The organism is Streptomyces sp. NPDC097640 (assembly GCF_040302705.1).
GTDB lineage: Bacteria > Actinomycetota > Actinomycetes > Streptomycetales > Streptomycetaceae > Streptomyces.
On the sequence record NZ_JBEOSB010000034.1, the window covers coordinates 40886 to 58176 of the forward strand.

Annotated in this window: 15 protein-coding genes; 9 read left to right on the forward strand and 6 right to left on the reverse strand. The window is 72.1% G+C overall.

The window, feature by feature from the left end; all coding sequences use genetic code 11:
- Positions 1 to 1464 carry a ribosome biogenesis GTPase Der gene (gene der / locus ABTY62_RS39110; RefSeq protein WP_352134128.1) on the forward strand — a complete coding sequence of 488 codons (1464 nt, stop codon included), beginning with the start codon at positions 1 to 3 and terminating at the stop codon, positions 1462 to 1464.
- A gap of 27 nt (positions 1465 to 1491) precedes the next feature.
- Here der and ABTY62_RS39115 read toward each other — a convergent pair whose 3' ends face one another.
- Both ABTY62_RS39115 and ABTY62_RS39120 read right to left on the reverse strand, forming a co-directional pair.
- Positions 1492 to 1854: a hypothetical protein gene (locus ABTY62_RS39115; protein ID WP_311725072.1), complete on the reverse strand. Its 363-nt coding sequence runs from the start codon at positions 1852 to 1854 to the stop codon at positions 1492 to 1494.
- A gap of 212 nt (positions 1855 to 2066) precedes the next feature.
- A complete protein-coding gene (locus ABTY62_RS39120) occupies positions 2067 to 2852 on the reverse strand; it encodes a DUF8842 C-terminal domain-containing protein (protein WP_311725073.1) in 786 nt (261 codons plus the stop codon).
- A gap of 269 nt (positions 2853 to 3121) precedes the next feature.
- Between ABTY62_RS39120 and ABTY62_RS39125 the strand changes: the two genes are divergently transcribed.
- The 4 genes from ABTY62_RS39125 to ABTY62_RS39140 all read left to right on the forward strand — a co-directional run bounded on the left by ABTY62_RS39125 (position 3122) and on the right by ABTY62_RS39140 (position 6646).
- On the forward strand, positions 3122 to 4372 hold the full coding sequence (locus tag ABTY62_RS39125; RefSeq protein WP_352134129.1) for a glycosyltransferase family 4 protein: 1251 nt from the start codon (positions 3122 to 3124) through the stop codon (positions 4370 to 4372).
- Positions 4373 to 4487: 115 nt separating this feature from the next.
- Positions 4488 to 5375: a hypothetical protein gene (locus tag ABTY62_RS39130; RefSeq protein ID WP_352134130.1), complete on the forward strand. Its 888-nt coding sequence runs from the start codon at positions 4488 to 4490 to the stop codon at positions 5373 to 5375.
- Positions 5376 to 5435: 60 nt separating this feature from the next.
- Positions 5436 to 5606 carry a hydrophobic protein gene (locus tag ABTY62_RS39135; protein ID WP_352134131.1) on the forward strand — a complete coding sequence of 57 codons (171 nt, stop codon included), beginning with the start codon at positions 5436 to 5438 and terminating at the stop codon, positions 5604 to 5606.
- An 80-nt stretch (positions 5607 to 5686) separates the two neighbouring features.
- A complete protein-coding gene (locus ABTY62_RS39140; protein ID WP_352134132.1) occupies positions 5687 to 6646 on the forward strand; it encodes a helix-turn-helix transcriptional regulator in 960 nt (319 codons plus the stop codon).
- On the opposite strand, the gene ctaD is transcribed toward ABTY62_RS39140, so the two are convergent.
- The gene (ctaD, locus tag ABTY62_RS39145) at positions 6615 to 8324 is read right to left on the reverse strand and encodes an aa3-type cytochrome oxidase subunit I (RefSeq protein ID WP_352134133.1); all 1710 of its coding nucleotides are present in this window, start codon (positions 8322 to 8324) and stop codon (positions 6615 to 6617) included. The two genes, ABTY62_RS39140 and ctaD, sit on opposite strands and share 32 nt — an antisense overlap.
- Before the next feature lie 532 nt (positions 8325 to 8856).
- Here ctaD and ABTY62_RS39150 point away from each other — a divergent pair.
- A complete protein-coding gene (locus tag ABTY62_RS39150; RefSeq protein WP_352134134.1) occupies positions 8857 to 9072 on the forward strand; it encodes a proteinase inhibitor I78 in 216 nt (71 codons plus the stop codon).
- Between the two features lie 153 nt (positions 9073 to 9225).
- Here ABTY62_RS39150 and ABTY62_RS39155 read toward each other — a convergent pair whose 3' ends face one another.
- Complete coding sequence (locus ABTY62_RS39155) at positions 9226 to 10257, reverse strand: phosphatase PAP2 family protein (protein WP_352134135.1); 1032 nt, start codon at positions 10255 to 10257, stop codon at positions 9226 to 9228.
- Between the two features lie 290 nt (positions 10258 to 10547).
- On the reverse strand, positions 10548 to 11738 hold the full coding sequence (locus ABTY62_RS39160) for a mannosyltransferase family protein (protein WP_502997609.1): 1191 nt from the start codon (positions 11736 to 11738) through the stop codon (positions 10548 to 10550).
- Positions 11739 to 12108: 370 nt separating this feature from the next.
- Here ABTY62_RS39160 and ABTY62_RS39165 point away from each other — a divergent pair, with 370 nt between their 5' ends.
- Both ABTY62_RS39165 and ABTY62_RS39170 read left to right on the forward strand, forming a co-directional pair.
- Positions 12109 to 13920, forward strand: a complete 1812-nt coding sequence (locus tag ABTY62_RS39165; RefSeq protein ID WP_352134136.1) for an MFS transporter — start codon at positions 12109 to 12111, stop codon at positions 13918 to 13920.
- Positions 13921 to 14084: 164 nt separating this feature from the next.
- Positions 14085 to 15281, forward strand: coding sequence for an acyl-CoA dehydrogenase family protein (locus tag ABTY62_RS39170; protein ID WP_352134137.1), 1197 nt, complete (start codon positions 14085 to 14087; stop codon positions 15279 to 15281).
- Between the two features lie 9 nt (positions 15282 to 15290).
- On the opposite strand, the gene ABTY62_RS39175 is transcribed toward ABTY62_RS39170, so the two are convergent.
- Positions 15291 to 15722 (reverse strand): cell division protein SepF, encoded by a 432-nt coding sequence (locus ABTY62_RS39175; RefSeq protein ID WP_352134138.1) that lies wholly within the window; start codon positions 15720 to 15722, stop codon positions 15291 to 15293.
- A gap of 247 nt (positions 15723 to 15969) precedes the next feature.
- On the opposite strand from ABTY62_RS39175, the gene ABTY62_RS39180 reads away from it, so the two are divergent.
- Positions 15970 to 17196: a DUF5685 family protein gene (locus ABTY62_RS39180; RefSeq protein ID WP_352134139.1), complete on the forward strand. Its 1227-nt coding sequence runs from the start codon at positions 15970 to 15972 to the stop codon at positions 17194 to 17196.
- The last annotated feature ends 95 nt before the right edge of the window (positions 17197 to 17291 follow it).

The window sequence follows — 17291 nt, forward strand, 5'->3', positions numbered from 1 at the left end:
ATGAACGACCAGATCCACACCGGCGGCGACGAGCACGGTGAGCTTGGCGACGCCGAGTACGCGGAGTTCATGGAGCTCGCCGCGCAAGAAGGGTTCGACCTGGAGCAGGTCGAGGGCGACCTGGCCGCGGCGGGGCATGGCCCGCTGCCGGTCCTCGCCGTCGTCGGCCGCCCGAATGTCGGCAAGTCGACTCTGGTGAACCGCGTCATCGGCCGCCGGGAGGCGGTCGTGGAGGACCGCCCGGGCGTCACCCGCGACCGGGTGACCTATGAGGCGGAGTGGTCCGGCCGCCGCTTCAAGGTGGTCGACACCGGCGGCTGGGAGCAGGACGTGCTCGGCATCGACGCGTCCGTGGCCGCGCAGGCCGAGTTCGCCATCGAGGCCGCCGACGCGGTGGTCTTCGTGGTGGACGCCACGGTCGGCCCCACCGACACCGACGAGGCCGTCGTCAAGCTGCTGCGCCGGGCCGGGAAGCCCGTGGTGCTGTGCGCCAACAAGGTCGACGGCCCCAGCGCCGAGGCGGACGCCGCGATGCTGTGGTCGCTGGGCCTCGGCGAGCCGTACCCGGTCTCCGCGCTGCACGGCCGCGGCACCGGCGACATGCTGGACGCCGTGCTGGAGGCGCTGCCCGAGGCTCCGGCCCAGACCTTCGGCGCCGCCGTCGGCGGTCCGCGCCGCATCGCCCTCATCGGCCGCCCGAATGTCGGCAAGTCGTCCCTGCTGAACAAGGTGGCGGGCGAGGAGCGCGTGGTCGTCAACGAGATGGCGGGCACCACCCGCGACCCGGTCGACGAGCTGATCGAACTCGGCGGGGTGACCTGGAAGTTCGTGGACACCGCCGGTATCCGCCGCCGGGTACACCTCCAGGAGGGCGCGGACTACTACGCCTCGCTGCGCACCGCCGCCGCCGTGGAGAAGGCCGAGTTGGCGGTCATCCTGATCGACTCCAGCGACTCGATCAGCGTCCAGGACCAGCGGATCATCTCGATGGCGGTCGAGGCCGGGCGCGCGATCGTCGTCGCGTACAACAAGTGGGACACGCTCGACGAGGAGCGCCGCTACTACCTCGAGCGCGAGATCGAGACCGAACTGGCGCAGATCCAGTGGGCGCCGCGGGTCAATGTCTCGGCGCGCACCGGCCGCCACATGGAGAAGCTGGTCCCGGCGATCGAGGCCGCGCTGGCCGGGTGGGAGACCCGGGTGCCGACCGGGCGGCTCAACGCCTTCCTCGGTGAGATCGTCGCCTCCCACCCGCACCCGGTCCGCGGCGGCAAGCAGCCCCGCATCCTCTTCGGGACGCAGGCCGGGACCAAGCCGCCGCGCTTCGTGCTGTTCGCCTCGGGCTTCCTGGAGGCGGGCTACCGCCGGTTCATCGAGCGCCGGCTGCGCGAGGAGTTCGGCTTCGAGGGGACTCCGCTCCAGATCTCGGTGCGGGTGCGCGAGAAGCGCGGCCGCAAGAAGTAGCTTCCGTCCGCGGGCGGGGTCACGGGTTCAGTATCCGTGGCCCCGCCCGTCGCGCTGTCCGGGCGGGAGCGCGGGCAGATACGTGCGGTGGTGGCGCCCGATGGGCTCCCAGCCCCCGGTGTGGCCGCCCGTGTGGCCGTGGCCGCCGTGGCCCGAGTAGCCGCCCGTGTGGCCGGTGTGGCCCGCATGACCGTGGCCTCCGCTGGTCAGCCCGCGGGGCTGGGCGGGCTGCCCGATGGCGCTGAACGCCGTGAACCCCAGATCCTCCTCGTCCGAGCGGTCGCCGGGCAGGGCCCGGAACATCATCCGGTACTCCGCGTACAGCGCGTCGTAGATCGGCGTGGCGGAGGGGCGCCGGTGGTCGCTCAGGGTGTCCTGCGCCGGGCGCATCGCCGGAATGTGGGCGTGCTGGACCGGATACGGGTAGCGGGAGGCCGGGGGAAGGGCTGACCGGGCGGGCGGGTCGTACGGGGATCGGGAGGGTGGGTCGTATGCGTGCACGTATGTGCCAACGACCCGGCCGCCCGTCGGATGCGGGATCGGCGGCGAATGGGCCGCGTGTACGAGGTCGGCGGGGCGGGGTGCGGGCGCGGCCATGGGGATCAGGTGCCCGCGAGCGGCATGGCGGCGCCGACCAGGGCGCCGCGCGCGGCGGCCCGGTCCAGGGCGACGCGCAGCTGGTCCTCGCGCGGCTGGGTGCCGATGGTGCCGGCCGGCGCGGCGTACACCAGCACCTGCTGGGACCTGCCGAGGGCGGCCTGCCAGCCCTCGCTCACCGGCATCGGCTGGTGCGCCTGCCACCACGCCACGGGCGGGCCGCCCGCGGCCGGCATCAGCACGGCGTGCAATTGCCCCGCGGCCAGCAGCACGGACCAGCCGGGGATCGGCGCCGGGGGCCGGCCGAGGTCGTACACCGGCAGAAAGCCCTGCTCGGTCAGGAGGGGGAGGAAGTCGTCGCCCGGGCCGCCGGTGCCGGGGCGGGCGATCGGCTCGGTCGGCTCGACGACGAGCGCGGGCCGGGCCTCGCCGCCCACCAGGACGACCCCGCTGGTGACGCCGAGCACCGCCTGGGTGTCGGCGACCGGCGGCTCGGGGGCGGGCGGCGCGGTGTCCTCGGCGGTGATGGACCGCACGGCGCCGCGCAGTTGCTCCTCGGAGACCGGGACGACCTGGGAGGGGACGCAGGTGGCGTGCGCGAACGCGAGCACCGCCGTCTCCTGGCCGACGAAGAGCACGGTGCTGGTGCGCTCCTGCTCGGTGTTCCCGGGCGTGCGGCAGGAGGTGCAGTCGTAGCTGCCCGGGGCGTTCTCGCCGGCCAGCAGCCGATCGGCTTCTTCGTCTCCGATCTCGGCGCGTACGTCATCGCTGACGTCGAGCATGCGCGGCACGGGTGGCTCCTCGTATCGGTCCGTGGGCCGGGCGGTTCCCGGCTCCATGTAGTCAACGGGCCATCCACGGCGTGGTCACTGCACTTGAGGCTCTGATGAGCTAAAGACGGTAAAAGTTCCGCACGTTCGCTACCGATTTGACATACGTTCAAGAACAAGACGGTGATGGAGCCCAACCCAGCAACCGTTTCGCCGGTCTGACCCAGTGATAGGCGGACGAGTGCGGTTGTCCGCGGGAAACGGCGGGAAACGGTTGGATAGCGGGACGGATGCATATCTCATTCCTGATTCACAACGCTTACGGGATCGGCGGGACGATCCGCACCACGTACAACCTCGCCCGCACGCTGGGCGAACAGCACGACGTGGAGATCGTCTCGGTGTTCCGCCACCGTGACATGCCGGTCTTCGACCCCGGCTCGAACGTGCGGATCAGCCATCTTGTGGACCTCCGCAAGAAGAGCCCGACCTACGAGGGGGCGGACCCTGACCACGCCCGCCCCGCTCAGGTCTTCCCGAAGAGCGAGGGCCGGTACAAGCAGTACAGCCGGCTCACGGACCGGCGGATAGCCGAGCACCTCAGGAACCTGGACGCGGATGTCGTGGTCGGCACCCGCCCCGGTCTGAATGTGCACATCGCGCGCGAGGCCCGCCGCGGCCCTGCGCGCGTCGGTCAGGAGCACCTGACCCTGAGCACCCACTCCAACGCGCTGAAGCGGGCGCTGCGCGGCGCCTACCCCCGGCTCGACGCGGTCACCACCGTCACCCGGGCCGACGCCGAGACCTACCGCGACCAGATGCGGCTGCCGGGCGTACGGCTCGAGGCGGTGCCCAACAGCGTGCCCGAGCCGGGCCTGAGGCCCGCCGACGGCAGCGGCAAGTGGGTCGTCGCGGCCGGCCGGCTCGCCCCGGTGAAACGGTACGACCTGCTGATACATGCGTTCGCCAAGGTCAGTGCGGAGCGTCCGGACTGGCGGCTGCGGATCTACGGCGGCGGCGCCCAGCACGCCAAGCTGCGCGCCCTGATAGACCGCCTGGGTCTCTACAACCACATCTATCTGATGGGCCCCGCCAACCCCCTGGACCCGGAGTGGGCCAAGGGCTCGATCGCGGCCGTGACCTCCAGCATGGAGTCGTTCGGGATGACCATCGTCGAGGCGATGCGCTGCGGTCTCCCCGTGGTCTCCACCGACTGCCCGCACGGGCCCGCCGAGATCATCGACAACGGCGTGGACGGCCGCCTGGTCCCCACCGGGGACGTCGACTCCATCGCCGCGGCCCTGCTGGAGCTCATCAACGACGACGAACTGCGGCAGCGCATGGGCCGGGCCGCGCTGGAGGGCTCCGCCCGCTTCGACCCGTCCCGCGTGGCCGGGCGGTACGAGTCGCTCTTCACCGACCTCGTGGCGCGCGGCAGCCTGCGCGGCACCCTGCACCGCGCCCGCGGCGCCCTCCTCAGCGGGGTCTTCGCGACGAAGGACGCGGGCCGCTCGATGCTGGGAAAGGCGCGTACCGCATGAGCGACGCATGCGCGGCAGCCGGGCCGCAGACGACGTCTATAGCCGCACCTCTGCGCCGCGCAGGCGACAGTGACATCAGCTGCTGGCGCAGCGGGGCGAATGAAAAGGGCGCAGCATGAACGAGGATCTCGACACGGCCGACGGGTTCGCTCCGCCGCGCGCCGACTGCATGGCGGACTCCGCCGGCGGGCTCACCTTCCATGTCTCCGACTGGGTTCGTTCCGGGCCCGGGGGCGGCCCCGACGGGGCCGGGGCGGCCGATGCGCTGGTCCTGGTGCGCCGGGGCGCGGACCCCGGCTCCGGGAGCGAGGTGCGGCTGCCGCTCGCGCCCGCCGAGGACGGCAGGCTCCAGGCCGCGCTGCCGAGCACGGTGTCCCTGCCCGAGGGGCGCTGGGACATCCATGTGGCCCACGGCGAGGCCGAGCCGCAGCGGCTCGCCCCGGGCCTGAACGACCTGCGCTCGCTGGTCGACCGCAGGCCCGGCCCCAGCACCTCGCCGCTGTCCGTCCGCATCCCGTACCCGACCAAGCACGGCAACCTCTCGCTGCGCAGCTGGAGGCGCGCCCCGCACGCCGAGGCGGGGGAGCTGCGGGTCGAGGGCGGCCGGCTGGCGGTGCGCGGCGTGCTGTACCGGGTGGAGCGGCCGTCCGAGTGGCTGGCGGGCGCGGTGGCCGAGGCCCGCTGCCGGCGCGAGCCGTCCCGGGGGTGGACCGGGCCGCTGATAGTGGGCGGCGCGGAGAGCGCGGAGTTCTCCTTCGCGCTGCCGCTCGCGGAGTTGGCGGAGGGCTGGACGGGCGGCGAGGAGGCCTGGGACCTGTGGCTGCGCCCGGCGGACCCGGACGCGGCCCCGGTGCGGCTGGCGCGGATCCTGGACGACGTCCCGGACAAGAAGGAGATCTTCACCTACCCGGCCCAGCCGGTCGACGCCCCGCACGGCGCCGCGAAGGCCGGTCCGTACTACACCACCAACAACGATCTGGCGGTACGCATCGACAGCGCCTAGGGAGGCGGAGCGGGACTAATCTGGACATAAGCGCAACTCGCACCCGTGGAGGTGTGAACGATGATGCCTGTCCTTCTGGTCCTGCTCCTCGCGGTGGTCCTGTTCGGAATCGGATTCGTCGTCAAGGCGCTGTGGTGGATCGCCCTCGCGGTTCTGGTGGTCTGGCTGCTCGGCTTCCTGTTCCACAGCACCGGGGCGACCGGGCGCCGGACGCACTGGTATCGCTGGTGAGCGACGGCATCAGCGGCTGACGCCGGCTTCCCGGCCGTCGAGGACAGCCTCTGTCCTCGACGGCTGGCACACTCGGCGCCATGTTGGAGACCTCGGCACGTCTGCTCCGTCTGCTCTCCCTGCTCCAGGCTCACCGCGAGTGGTCCGGCGCGGAGCTGGCCGACCGCCTCAAGGTGACCGCCCGCACCGTGCGCCGCGACATCGACCGGCTGCGCGAACTCGGCTACCCCGTGCACTCCAGCCCCGGGACGGCGGGTGGCTATCAGCTCGGGCCGGGCGCCCAGCTGCCGCCGCTGCTGCTCGACGACGAGGAGGCGGTGGCGGTCGCGGTGGGGCTGCGCCAGGCGGCGGGCGGCGGGGTGGAGGGCATCGAGGAGACCTCGGTGCGCGCGCTCGCCAAGCTGGAACAGGTGCTGCCGGACCGGCTGCGCCGCCGGGTGAGCGCGCTGAGTTCCTTCACCGTGCCGTTGATGGGGGGATTCCGCGGGCCCACGGTCGACCCCGCGGTGCTGACCGAGCTGGCGAACGCCTGCCGGGACTCCCGGCAGCTGCGCTTCGAGTACCGCGACCACAAGGGCGCGGTCAGCCGCCGTACGGCCGAGCCGCACCGGCTGGTGGCCGCGCAGCGCCGCTGGTACCTGGTCGCCTGGGACGTGGACCGCGCCGACTGGCGTACGTACCGGGCCGACCGCATCACCCCGACGCCGCCGCACGGCCCGCGCTTCGATCCGCGCCGCCCGCCCGCCGAGGACCTGGCCGCGTATGTCCGCGAGGGCGTGTCCACCACCGCGTACGCGGCGCGGGCCACTGTGCTGCTGCGGGTGTCGGCCGAGCGGGCGGCCGAGCACGTCCCGCCGGCGGCCGGGGTGCTGGAGCCGGTGGACGAGCACAGCTGTCTGCTGCACTGCGGCGCCGGGAGCCTGGACGTCATGGTGATCCATATCGCCCTGATGGGCCTGGACTTCGAGGTGCGCGAGCCGGTCGAGCTGACCGACCACGTCCGGGAGCTCAGGGACCGGCTGAGCCGGGCCCTGGACTGATCGGGCCCCGCGGGCCCGGTCCCCGCTCGGCCGCCGCGGCCGCGGCGAACCTCGGGTGGTGCAGATCGAAGGCGGGGGACTCGGAGCGGATGCGCGGCAGGGCGTGGAAGTTGTGCCGGGGCGGCGGGCAGGAGGTGGCCCACTCCAGGGAGCGGCCGAACCCCCAGGGATCGTCCACGGTCACCACGGCGCCGTGTCTGGTGGTCTTCCAGACGTTGTAGAGGAACGGCAGGGTCGACATGCCCAGCAGGAAGGAGCCGATGGAGGAGACGGTGTTGAGGGCGGTGAAGCCGTCGGCCGCCAGATAGTCGGCGTAGCGGCGCGGCATGCCTTCGACGCCCAGCCAGTGCTGCACCAGGAAGGTGAGGTGGAAGCCGGTGAACAGGGTCCAGAAGTGGATCCGGGCGAGCCGTTCGTCCAGCAGCTTGCCGGTGAACTTCGGCCACCAGAAGTAGAACCCCGCGAACGTCGCGAAGACGACCGTGCCGAAGACCACGTAGTGGAAGTGGCCCACCACGAAGTAGGTGTCGGTGACTTGGAAGTCCATGGGCGGCGACGCCAGGATCACCCCGGTCAGGCCGCCGAAGAGAAAGCTGACCAGGAAGCCCACCGCCCACAGCATGGGCGACTCGAAGGACAGCGAGCCGCCGATCATGGTGCCGATCCAGTTGAAGAACTTCACCCCGGTCGGCACCGCGATCAGAAACGACAGCAGCGAGAAGAAGGGCAGCAGCACCGCGCCGGTCGCGAACATATGGTGGGCCCACACCATCATCGACAGCGCCATGATGGCGATCGTCGCGCCGATCAGGGTCACATAGCCGAAGACCGGCTTGCGGGAGAAGACCGGGATGATCTCGGTGATGATGCCGAAGAACGGCAGCGCGATGATGTACACCTCGGGGTGGCCGAAGAACCAGAAGAGATGCTGCCACAGCAGCGCGCCGCCGAACCGGGCGTCGAAGACCAGCGCCCCGAACCGCCGGTCCGCCTCCAGCACCAGCAGCGCCGCCGCCAGCACCGGGAAGGCCATCAGGATCATGACCGAGGTGAAGAGGGTGTTCCAGGTGAAGATCGGCATCCGGAACATCGTCATGCCCGGGGCGCGCATGGTGATGATGGTCGTCAGGAAGTTCACCGCGCCGAGGATCGTGCCGAACCCCGCCATCGCGAGCCCCATGATCCACATGTCGGCGCCCACGCCGGGGGAGCGGACCGCGCTGTTGAGCGGGGCGTACGCGGTCCAGCCGTAGTCCGGGCCGCCGCCGGGCACGGCCAGGCCGCAGATCACGATCACCCCGCCGAACAGAAAGAGCCAGTAGGAGAGCATGTTCAGGCGCGGAAAGGCCACGTCCGGCGCGCCGATCTGGAGCGGCATGATCTCGTTGGCGAAACCCGCGAAGGCCGGAGTCGCGAACAGCAACAGCATGATCGTGCCGTGCATGGTGAACGCCTGGTTGTACGCCTCGTTCGACATCAACTGCATTCCGGGCCTGGCCAGCTCGGCGCGCATCACCATCGCCAGCGCCCCCGCCACCAGGAAGAAGCCGAATGCGGTGATCAGATAGAGATGCCCGATCTTCTTGTGGTCGGTGGTGGTCAGCCAGTCCACCAGAACCCGGCCCACGCGCGGCTCTTGTGTCGGCCCGGCAGCCGCCTGCGCGGTCTCCGACCCCATCTGCGCTCCTTCTGCATGGCTTCGGCGGGCTTTGGGCTGTGGCCATGATGCGCACGGCGGGCGCACGGGCGCGGGCGGGCGCGGGGGTGCGCCCCGAGCGTCACTCTCTCGGCGGCAAGGCCGTGCCGAGTGGCTCAACGCGCGTCCAGCTGCGTCGGCTGCTGTTCCGGGTACCGCGGCGGCCGAAGGTAAACGCGAGGTTCGGAGCCCGGTCGGTTTGTGGCGGAATTGTGTGCTCCGCGAGCGTGGGTGGCGGATTTCCGTCGGGGGTCGGGAATTCCCCGGGAGTTGCCGCGAGATGGTCTCCACCAATATTCGAGTGGCGGCAATACGCGGGATAACAAAGAAAACTCGGCGTCACCTTCGCGCCGTCAACAGGGGCCACGTACGAGTGACAGAGAAGGAAGGAAACCCGGGCGTGTTTTCTGTGACACAAGTGTGACGAGTGGGGTACGCGATACGGGTGAGAGTGTGTCGGCGGGCCGTGGAGAGCCGGGTTCCACCGCCGTGTCCCGCCGCATACGGTGGCGTCATGGCACCTGTACCGACACCCTCCGCCGAACCCGACGACGACTTCGACAGCTATGTGGGCCTCGACGCCCGAGCCGCCCAGGAGCGGGCCCGTGAACGGGGCTGGACCACCGTGCGCACACTCCCGACGGGGGCCATCATCACCATGGAGTACCTGCGGGGGCGGATCAACTTCGAAGTGGCCGACCACACCGTCAAGCGCTGCTGGAAGGGCTGACGGCCGGCCCGCCCCACGCCCCACCGGGACACCGGCCGAGGTGGCCGACACGGCGACGGCCCCGGACGCTCGGCGAGAGCGTCCGGGGCCGTCGGTGCGTGGCGGGGCCGGGGGGAGAGGTGTGCGTACCGCCCCCGCGGGCCTGCCGGCGGCTCAGCCGCCGGTGGCCGTGCGCCCGCGGCCCGCGGGCGGCCTCAGCCGGTCGGTGTGCGGCAGCAGCCGCTCGGTGTGCGGCAGCCGGTCCGCGTGCGGCGGGCGGCGGCTGCCGCCCGGGGTGACGGCCCGCTCCGCGCGGAGCGGATGGGGCCGCAGCGGGTGGTGCGGCCGGGCCTCGGCCACATGCGCCGCGGCGACGCCCACCGTCTCGCGGGTCGGCAGATCGTCGTCGCGCGCCACGCGCGGCGCGGTCAGGGCCGAACCGGCCACCGGCAGGGAGACCGGCGGCAGCTTGGGCATCTGGCGCTCGCGCACCTTGCGGAGCAGGGCCCGGAGCAGCACCTCGGCGCGGGCCATCGAGGGCTCCAGCCACGGCAGGGCCAGCAGCACCAGCACCCCGGCCGCCCAGCCGAGCACCACATCGCTGACCCAGTGGGTGCCGAGGTAGACGGTGGTCATGCCGACGCCGAAGGCGAAGACCGCGGCGATGACCGAGGCGACCCTGCGGGCCCGGGGAGTGGTCGCCAGATAGGCCAGCACACCCCAGGTGACCACCGCGTTCGCGGTGTGACCCGAAGGAAATATATCGCCGTTGCCCCACATCTCACTGGAGCCGACGGTGGTCGCGTAGTGCGGACCGAGCCTGCCGAAGCCGAGCTTGACGGCGCCGACGGTGATGTTCAGCAGCAGCAGGGACGTCCCCAGCACCAGCAGCGGGCGCATGGTGCGCTGCCTGTGGCAGCACCAGCCCAGCCAGGCGGTCACCGCCACCGCGGTGGGGCCGCGCTGGCCCATGACCACGAAGTAGTCCAGGAACGTGTGGAACTGCGGCCACTGCTTGTAAGGCCGGAACAGCATGACCTGCCAGTCGAACTGCACCAGCCACGAGGTGGTGAGCACCCCGATCACGGTCGCCGCGTATACCGCGAGGGTCGACCCGAGCAGCCAGCGGCGTGTCCGGGTCATGCGCGGTCGCACCAGATCGGTCGGGCGCCCCACCACCTGAGGGAGCTTGTCATCGGTACGCACTCAATCGACGTTACATTGCGTGACAGGCCACTTCGGTCGATCAGGTCGCTTTGTGATGACGATGTGATGTGGAGTCGGTCTCGTACCGGGTTTTAGGGCGCGCCATTCCGACGGAAATCCGCGGGTGGCCGCGGCTTTTCCGAGAGCCGCCTTCCCGAAGCGGCTCCCCGACTTCTTTATGGAATTCTTACAGTGTCGTTTATCGGCGATTAGCCGAGGCGTTCCGCGGAGTTTCCCCGCCCGTCGCCCAGTGGCTCCGGCCGGTCGGGGCCGGCCCTCGGGGGCTCCGGTTACGGCGGGCCCGTCCCGTTCAGCCAGAAGGCCCCGTACACCGCCGAGGCCAGCCCCACCCACGCGAGGATCAGCGCGGCCCTGGACGTACGGAGGCGGGCCAGGGCGGTCGCGGCGGGCAGCAGGATCGGGAAGGCGGGGAGCAGCAGCCGCGGCTTGGAGCCGAAGTAGCCCTTCGCGGTCAGCGCGAGGGCCAGCACCACCCCGGCGTACACCAGCACCGGCAGCGGCTCGCCCCGCCGTACGCACCGAAGAAACAGCCAGATCAGCAGGGCGACGCCGCCCAGCAGCCCCAGCCCGGCCGGGAAGGCCGGCCCGACCAGCAGGCCCCACACGAAGCGCACGAACGCCACGCCGCCGTCGAATCCGTTCCGCCAGCCGGCCTGGACGTCGAGATAGCCGGTGACGCTGCCGGTCCGCACCCCCACCCAGGCCACATAGCCCAGCCAGCCGAGCGGCGCGAGGGCCACGCCCAGCAGCATCCGCCGGTGCTCGGGGCGCCAGGCGCGGCGCCACCGCCCGTCGGGGGACAGGGCCACGGCCGCCGTGATCCACACCGCCGCGATCACCGCGGCCCCCACCGGCCGGGTCAGCCCGGCCAGCGCCGCGAGCGACCCGGCCCACACCCACCGCCCGGTCAGCAGCGCGTACACCCCCCAGGCGGCCAGCGCCGTGAAGAGCGACTCGGAGTACGCCATCGACTGCACGACGCCGACGGGCAGCACCGCCCACAGCACGACCAGCGCCGTGCCCGCGCGCCGCCCGTGCAGCCGGTCGCCGATCGCGAAGATCCCCCACGCGGCGAACAGCGACGCGACCCAGCTCACCGCCAGGCCCGCGTCCGGGGCGTCCAGCGGGGTCACGGCCGAGATCAGCCGCTCCAGCCAGGGCAGCAGCGGGAAGAAGGCCAGATCGGAGTGGACCGAACCGTCGGGCAGCCGGAGCGTGTAGCCGTAGCCTTCCTCGGCGATGCGCGAGTACCAGATGGAGTCCCAGCGCGCGGAGAGCAGCGTGTGCCAGCTCTTGCCCGCCACCGCGGCCCAGACCGAGAGAACCAGGACACCCAGCAGCCGCGTCCCCACATACGCGAGGAGCGCCGGAGCGGCCCGGCGCAGGGCGGCGGGAACCGGGCGGCTTGCCCGTTCGTCGTGTTTTCCGGCCGGTGTACCGGCTCGGAGCAGTTCGGTCACGGACCCGATTATCCAGGCGTGATCGGGGTGAACCGACCGGCTCCGGACGGGCGCCGGACGGGCCTTGGACGGGCGCCGGACCGGCTCCGGACGAGGGGGCGGACGGGTTCAGGGACGGGTTCAGGACAGATGGCGCGGATGCGTCGGGGGCGGCGCGGGATGACGGGAGGGACAAATGGGGGACACCGGAACGTACGCCTGCGTTCACCCCTGCGACGTGGGTCTCAACATGGGATGGGCCACACGGCCCGCGTGACGACTCGCGTACGCTGACCATCCACTCGCCCTCGCCGCCGGGTCGCCGGACGTCTTCAGCATGCGACATCCCGCGCCCGAGGGGCCGCGAGCGCACGACAGGGAGGTGCGGTTTATGTCCGGGACGACCACTGCCGGCGATCGACGGACGGCCGGCGTTCCCCGGCAATGGCGCGGCACCGACGCGTCGGGCGGGTCCAACCGCTGGGTCGTGCTCCTCGTGCTCTGCGTCAGCCTGCTGCTCGTCGCGGTCGACGCGACCGTCCTGCACGTCGCGGTTCCCGCCGTCTCCGAGGACCTGCGGCCGGGCGCGATCGAGCTGCTGTGGATCGTCGACGCCTACCCGCTGGTCTGCGCCTCCCTGCTGATCCTCTTCGGGACGCTCGGCGACCGGGTCGGCCGCCGCCGGGTCCTGCTGCTCGGCTACGCCCTCTTCGGCGCGGCCTCGGCGCTCGCCGCCATGGCCGCCACCCCGCAGATCCTCATCGTGGCCCGCGCCCTGCTCGGCGTCGGCGGCGCGATGATCATGCCCGCGACGCTGTCGATCCTGCGCCAGGTCTTCCCGGACCGCCGCGAGCGGGCCCTGGCCATCGGCGTCTGGAGCGCGGTGGCCGCGGTGGGCGCGGCCGCGGGGCCGCTGCTCGGCGGCTTCCTGCTGGAGCACTTCTGGTGGGGCTCGGTCTTCTTCATCAACATCCCGCTGATGGTGGTCGCCCTGCCCGTCGGCCGCTGGCTGCTGCCGGAGTCCACCGGCGACCGCGACGGGCCCTGGGACGTGCTGGGCGCGGTCATGGCGGCCTGCGGGCTGTTCTGCGTGATCTTCGGCGTCAAGCGGGTGGGCAGCGGCGCCGGCCTGCTGGCGCCCCTCACCGCCGCCCCGGCCCTCTTCGGCGTGGTCCTGCTGGCGCTCTTCGTACGCCGCCAGCGCCGCCGCAAGCACCCGCTCGTCGACCTGCGGCTGTTCTCCAGGAGCGCCTTCAGCATCTCCGTCGGCTGCATCGTGCTCGCGCTGCTCGCGCTCGTCGGCCTGGAGCTCATAGCCGCCCAGTACCTTCAGCTCGTCCTCGGCCTCACTCCGCTCGAGACGGGCATGCGGCTGCTGCCGCTCACCCTCGCCGCGATGGCCGCCGGGCTCGCCGGGTCCCGGATGCTCCAGCGGCTCGGCCCCCGGATCATGGTGGCCTTCGGCTTCGCGCTCACCGCGGCCGCCGTGCTGTCGCTGGTGGTCATGGGCCAGTCCGACCGGCCCGGGGTCCTGGTCGGCGCCTTCCTCTTCCTCGGCTTCGGCCTGGAGACCACGCTCTTCGGCGCCTACGAATCGATGCTCAACGAGGCGTCGGTCAAGACCGCGGGCGGAGCGGCCGCGATCGGCGAGACCTCCTACCAGCTCGGCGCCGGCATCGGCATCGCCTTCCTCGGCAGCGTCATGAACGCCGCCTACGCGCCCGGGGTCACCTCCGCCAAGGGCGTTCCGGAGCACGCCAGGCAGGCCGCGAGCCAGTCGCTCGGCGCCGCCTACAAGGTTTCGGACCGGATCGGCGGCTCGGAGGGCGGGGCGCTGCGCGCGGCGGCGCGGCAGTCCTTCGTCCACGGTCTGCATGTCACGCTGGTGGTCAGCGCGGGCCTGCTGCTGGTCGGGGCGCTGGCGGCGCTGCGGCTGCCGAAGTCGATGGAGTGCGCGCCCGACGAGGACGTCGACGGCACGGCCGCCGGGCGCGGGTCGGACGACGCGCGTGACGCGGACGCCGGGCATGAGGCGGACACCGCGCATGAGGCGGACACCGCGCATGAGGCGGAGCCGGCCGCCGCCCCCGACACCGCCCCCGATGCTTCCCCCGAAGCAGCCCACGGCACGGCGCGGAGCGTGGGCGCCCCGCGCGCGCCCCGCCCCGACCACGCGGCGGTCGGCGCGGAGTCCTCCGGCTGACCCCCGGTCCCCGGCCCGCCGGCGGGCGGACCCGCGCGGTCTGGACGGCGGGGATTACCCGGCCGTAGCGTCGGACCGGACCGGAACGATCACACTGCGGGAGAGAACAGCCCGCAGCAGCGAGCCGCAGCCGAACCGCACCGCACCGGAACCGGAGGCGAACCATGTCCGAGGGCCCCACCCGCAGCCTGCCGCCGTTCGACCCCACCGACCCGCTCGGGATCGACGACCTGCTCGCCCCGGAGGACCTCGCCGTCCGCGCCACCGTGCGCCAATGGGCCGCCGACCGCGTCCTGCCGCACATCGCCGACTGGTACGAGCGCGGCGAGCTGCCCGGCATCCGGGAGCTGGCCCGCGAGCTCGGCTCCCTCGGGGCGCTCGGCATGTCGCTGACGGGATACGGCTGCGCGGGCGCGAGCGCCGTCCAGTACGGGCTGGCCTGTCTGGAACTGGAGGCCGCCGACTCCGGGATCCGCTCCCTGGTGTCCGTGCAGGGCTCCCTGGCCATGTACGCCATCCACCGCTTCGGCTCCGACGAGCAGAAGGAGCGGTGGCTGCCCCGGATGGCCACGGGCGAGGTCATCGGCTGCTTCGGGCTGACCGAGCCCGACCACGGCTCGGACCCGGCCGCGATGCGCACCCACGCCAAGCGGGACGGCTCGGACTGGGTGCTCACCGGCCGCAAGATGTGGATCACCAACGGCTCGGTGGCCGGGGTCGCCGTGGTGTGGGCCAGGACGGACGAGGGCATCCGGGGATTCGCCGTGCCGACGGACAGCCCCGGCTTCTCGGCCCCCGAGATCCGGCACAAGTGGTCGCTGCGCGCCTCGGTGACCAGCGAGCTGGTGATGGACGAGGTGCGGCTGCCCGCGGACGCCGTACTGCCGGAGGTCACCGGATTGCGCGGCCCGCTGAGCTGTCTGAGCCACGCCCGTTACGGCATCGTCTGGGGCGCGATGGGCGCGGCCCGGGCCTGTTTCGAGGCGGCGCTGGATTACTCCCGGTCCCGCGAGCAGTTCGGCCGGCCCATCGGCGGCTTCCAGCTCACCCAGGCCAAGCTCGCCGATATGGCGGTGGAACTGCACAAGGGCGTATTGCTCGCCCATCATCTGGGGCGGCGCATGGACTCCGGAACGCTCCGCCCCGAGCAGGTCAGCTTCGGCAAGCTCAACAATGTGCGCGAGGCGATCGAGATCTGCCGCACGGCCCGGACGATCCTGGGCGCCAACGGGATCTCCCTGGAGTACCCGGTGATGCGGCACGCGACCAATCTGGAATCGGTGCTCACCTACGAGGGCACCGTGGAAATGCACCAACTGGTGCTCGGCAAGGCGCTCACCGGACTCGACGCGTTCCGGTGAGCGGCCTGCCTAGCTCTGGTTGAAGAAGCCCGTGGCGTGGTTACGGTTGGCGCTGAGCACCTCGTAGTCGGGCGGCGTCAGGAGGAAGACGCGATTGGCCACGCGGTCGATCGAGCCGCGCAGCCCGAAGATCAGCCCGGCCGCGAAGTCGACCACGCGCTTGGCGTCGCCGGGCTCCATGGTGGTCAGGTTGACGATGACCGGCACGCCCTCCCGGAACATCTCACCGATGCCGCGCGCGTCCCGGAAGCTCTCGGGGGTGACCGTGGCGATACGGGTGCCCTCGTCCCGCGCGCCCTGGTCGGCCACCCGCACCCGCGGGTCGGTCACCCAGGCGTCGCCGGGCTCGGGTCCCTCGGCGTAGTCATCGTCGTAGTAGCGCTCGTCATCGCTGTCGTCGACGAGGCCAAGCCAGGCACTCGCCTTGCGTACCGATCCCATGGACGCCTCCTTTCACTGCCGCTCTCTGTACTGCACCTGCCCCCTCTATCGTCCTCTATCGTCGTCCATGATGCGGAAGGTGTGCCACGTGGATTGCGGCCGCACAGGGGATTCGTGACGGTACTGGTGCACAACGCTTGGCGGCGAATCAGAGTTCCTCCTGCTGACAGGCCCTGACGAGGTGATGGGTAGACTCCGCCGGGCCGGACGGGTGACGCCGGGGACGTATGGGTGAACGGGGAGAAAGTTGTTTGGCATTATCCGCCCTTGCCGCCACCGGCTGTCGGAGAAACTGCGCTCTGAGTGGATGGCGCATCTGTGCGGGTTGTGCCTCGCGTTGCGGGGAGCCCGGGGTCAGTTCGCGAGGGTCGCCACCAACTACGACGGACTCGTCATCTCGGTGCTCGTGGAGGCCCAGTCGCGGGGTACGGAGGGTTGGCGGCGGACCGCCGGGCCCTGCCCGCTGCGCGGCATGCGGACCGCGTCGGTCGCCCAGGGCGAGGGCGCGCGGCTGGCGGCCACCATCTCCCTGGTGCTGGCCTCGGCGAAGATACGCGACCATGTGGCCGACGGGGACGGGGCGTTGGCGCGCCGACCGGTCGCCGCGGCCGCCCGCAGGGTCGCCGCCGGGTGGGACCGGGCGGGTGCGCTCAGCGGCGCGGAACTCGGCTTCGACACGGCCGTGCTGCTCGACGCGGTCGACCGGCAGGAGGGGATAGAGCGGGCCGCGGGCCCGGGCACCTCGCTGCTGGCCGTCACCGAGCCGACCGAGACCGCGACCGCCGCGGCCTTCGGACACACCGCCGTGCTGGCCGGACGCCCCGGCAACCGGGTGCCGCTGGAGGAGGCGGGGCGGCTCTTCGGGCGGCTCGCGCATCTGCTGGACGCGGTGGAGGACCTGGCCGAGGACGCCGAGTCCGGGGCCTGGAACCCGATCACGGCCACCGGGGCGGACCTGGCCGAGGTGCGCAGGCTGTGCGACGACGCGGTGCACGGGGTGCGGCTGGCGCTGCGCGACGTGGAGTTCGAGAACGGCAAGCTCGCGCACGTCCTGCTGGCGCATGAGCTGGGGCGCGCGGTGGACCGGGCGTTCGGCACGACCAGCTGCTCGCACGGGCCGTCCACCGCGCACGACTCGCACGCCCCGCACGCCGCGCAGGGCGCACCGCCGCCGCAGTCGCCGTGGATCAACAACCCTTACGGGCCGGGCCCGGGCGGCCCCGGTACCCCGCCCGAGCCGCCGAACCGCAGGCGGCGCGGGTTGATAGCCGGATGCGCGGTGTGGGCCGGGCTCTTCTGCACCTGCCAGGTGTGCTGCAAGGACCCGTACCACGACCCGTGGAGCGGTGAGCCGCGCGAGGGCTGGTGCCACAAGTGCGATGACTGTAGCGACTGCTGTGACTGCTGCGATTGCTGTGGAAACTGCTGTAGCTGCGACTGCTGTGACGGCTGCGACTGCGGCTGCGATTGCTAGACGGGGACTGCTGGGCGGGGACTGCCGGGCAGGGTTGCCGGACGGGAAGCTGGAAGCGCGAGGGGAGGGGGAGAGCGCTGAGGTGTGGGTGAAGG

Coding starts and splice junctions, on each gene's coding strand:
- ABTY62_RS39175 (WP_352134138.1), bottom strand. CDS start 15,722: ATGGGATCGGTACGCAAGGCGAGTGCCTGGCTTGGCCTCGTCGACGAC.
- ABTY62_RS39125 (WP_352134129.1), top strand. CDS start 3,122: ATGCATATCTCATTCCTGATTCACAACGCTTACGGGATCGGCGGGACG.
- ABTY62_RS39140 (WP_352134132.1), top strand. CDS start 5,687: ATGTTGGAGACCTCGGCACGTCTGCTCCGTCTGCTCTCCCTGCTCCAG.
- ABTY62_RS39150 (WP_352134134.1), top strand. CDS start 8,857: ATGGCACCTGTACCGACACCCTCCGCCGAACCCGACGACGACTTCGAC.
- ABTY62_RS39170 (WP_352134137.1), top strand. CDS start 14,085: ATGTCCGAGGGCCCCACCCGCAGCCTGCCGCCGTTCGACCCCACCGAC.
- der (WP_352134128.1), top strand. CDS start 1: ATGAACGACCAGATCCACACCGGCGGCGACGAGCACGGTGAGCTTGGC.
- ABTY62_RS39135 (WP_352134131.1), top strand. CDS start 5,436: ATGATGCCTGTCCTTCTGGTCCTGCTCCTCGCGGTGGTCCTGTTCGGA.
- ABTY62_RS39130 (WP_352134130.1), top strand. CDS start 4,488: ATGAACGAGGATCTCGACACGGCCGACGGGTTCGCTCCGCCGCGCGCC.
- ABTY62_RS39165 (WP_352134136.1), top strand. CDS start 12,109: ATGTCCGGGACGACCACTGCCGGCGATCGACGGACGGCCGGCGTTCCC.
- ABTY62_RS39115 (WP_311725072.1), bottom strand. CDS start 1,854: ATGCGCCCGGCGCAGGACACCCTGAGCGACCACCGGCGCCCCTCCGCC.
- ctaD (WP_352134133.1), bottom strand. CDS start 8,324: ATGGGGTCGGAGACCGCGCAGGCGGCTGCCGGGCCGACACAAGAGCCG.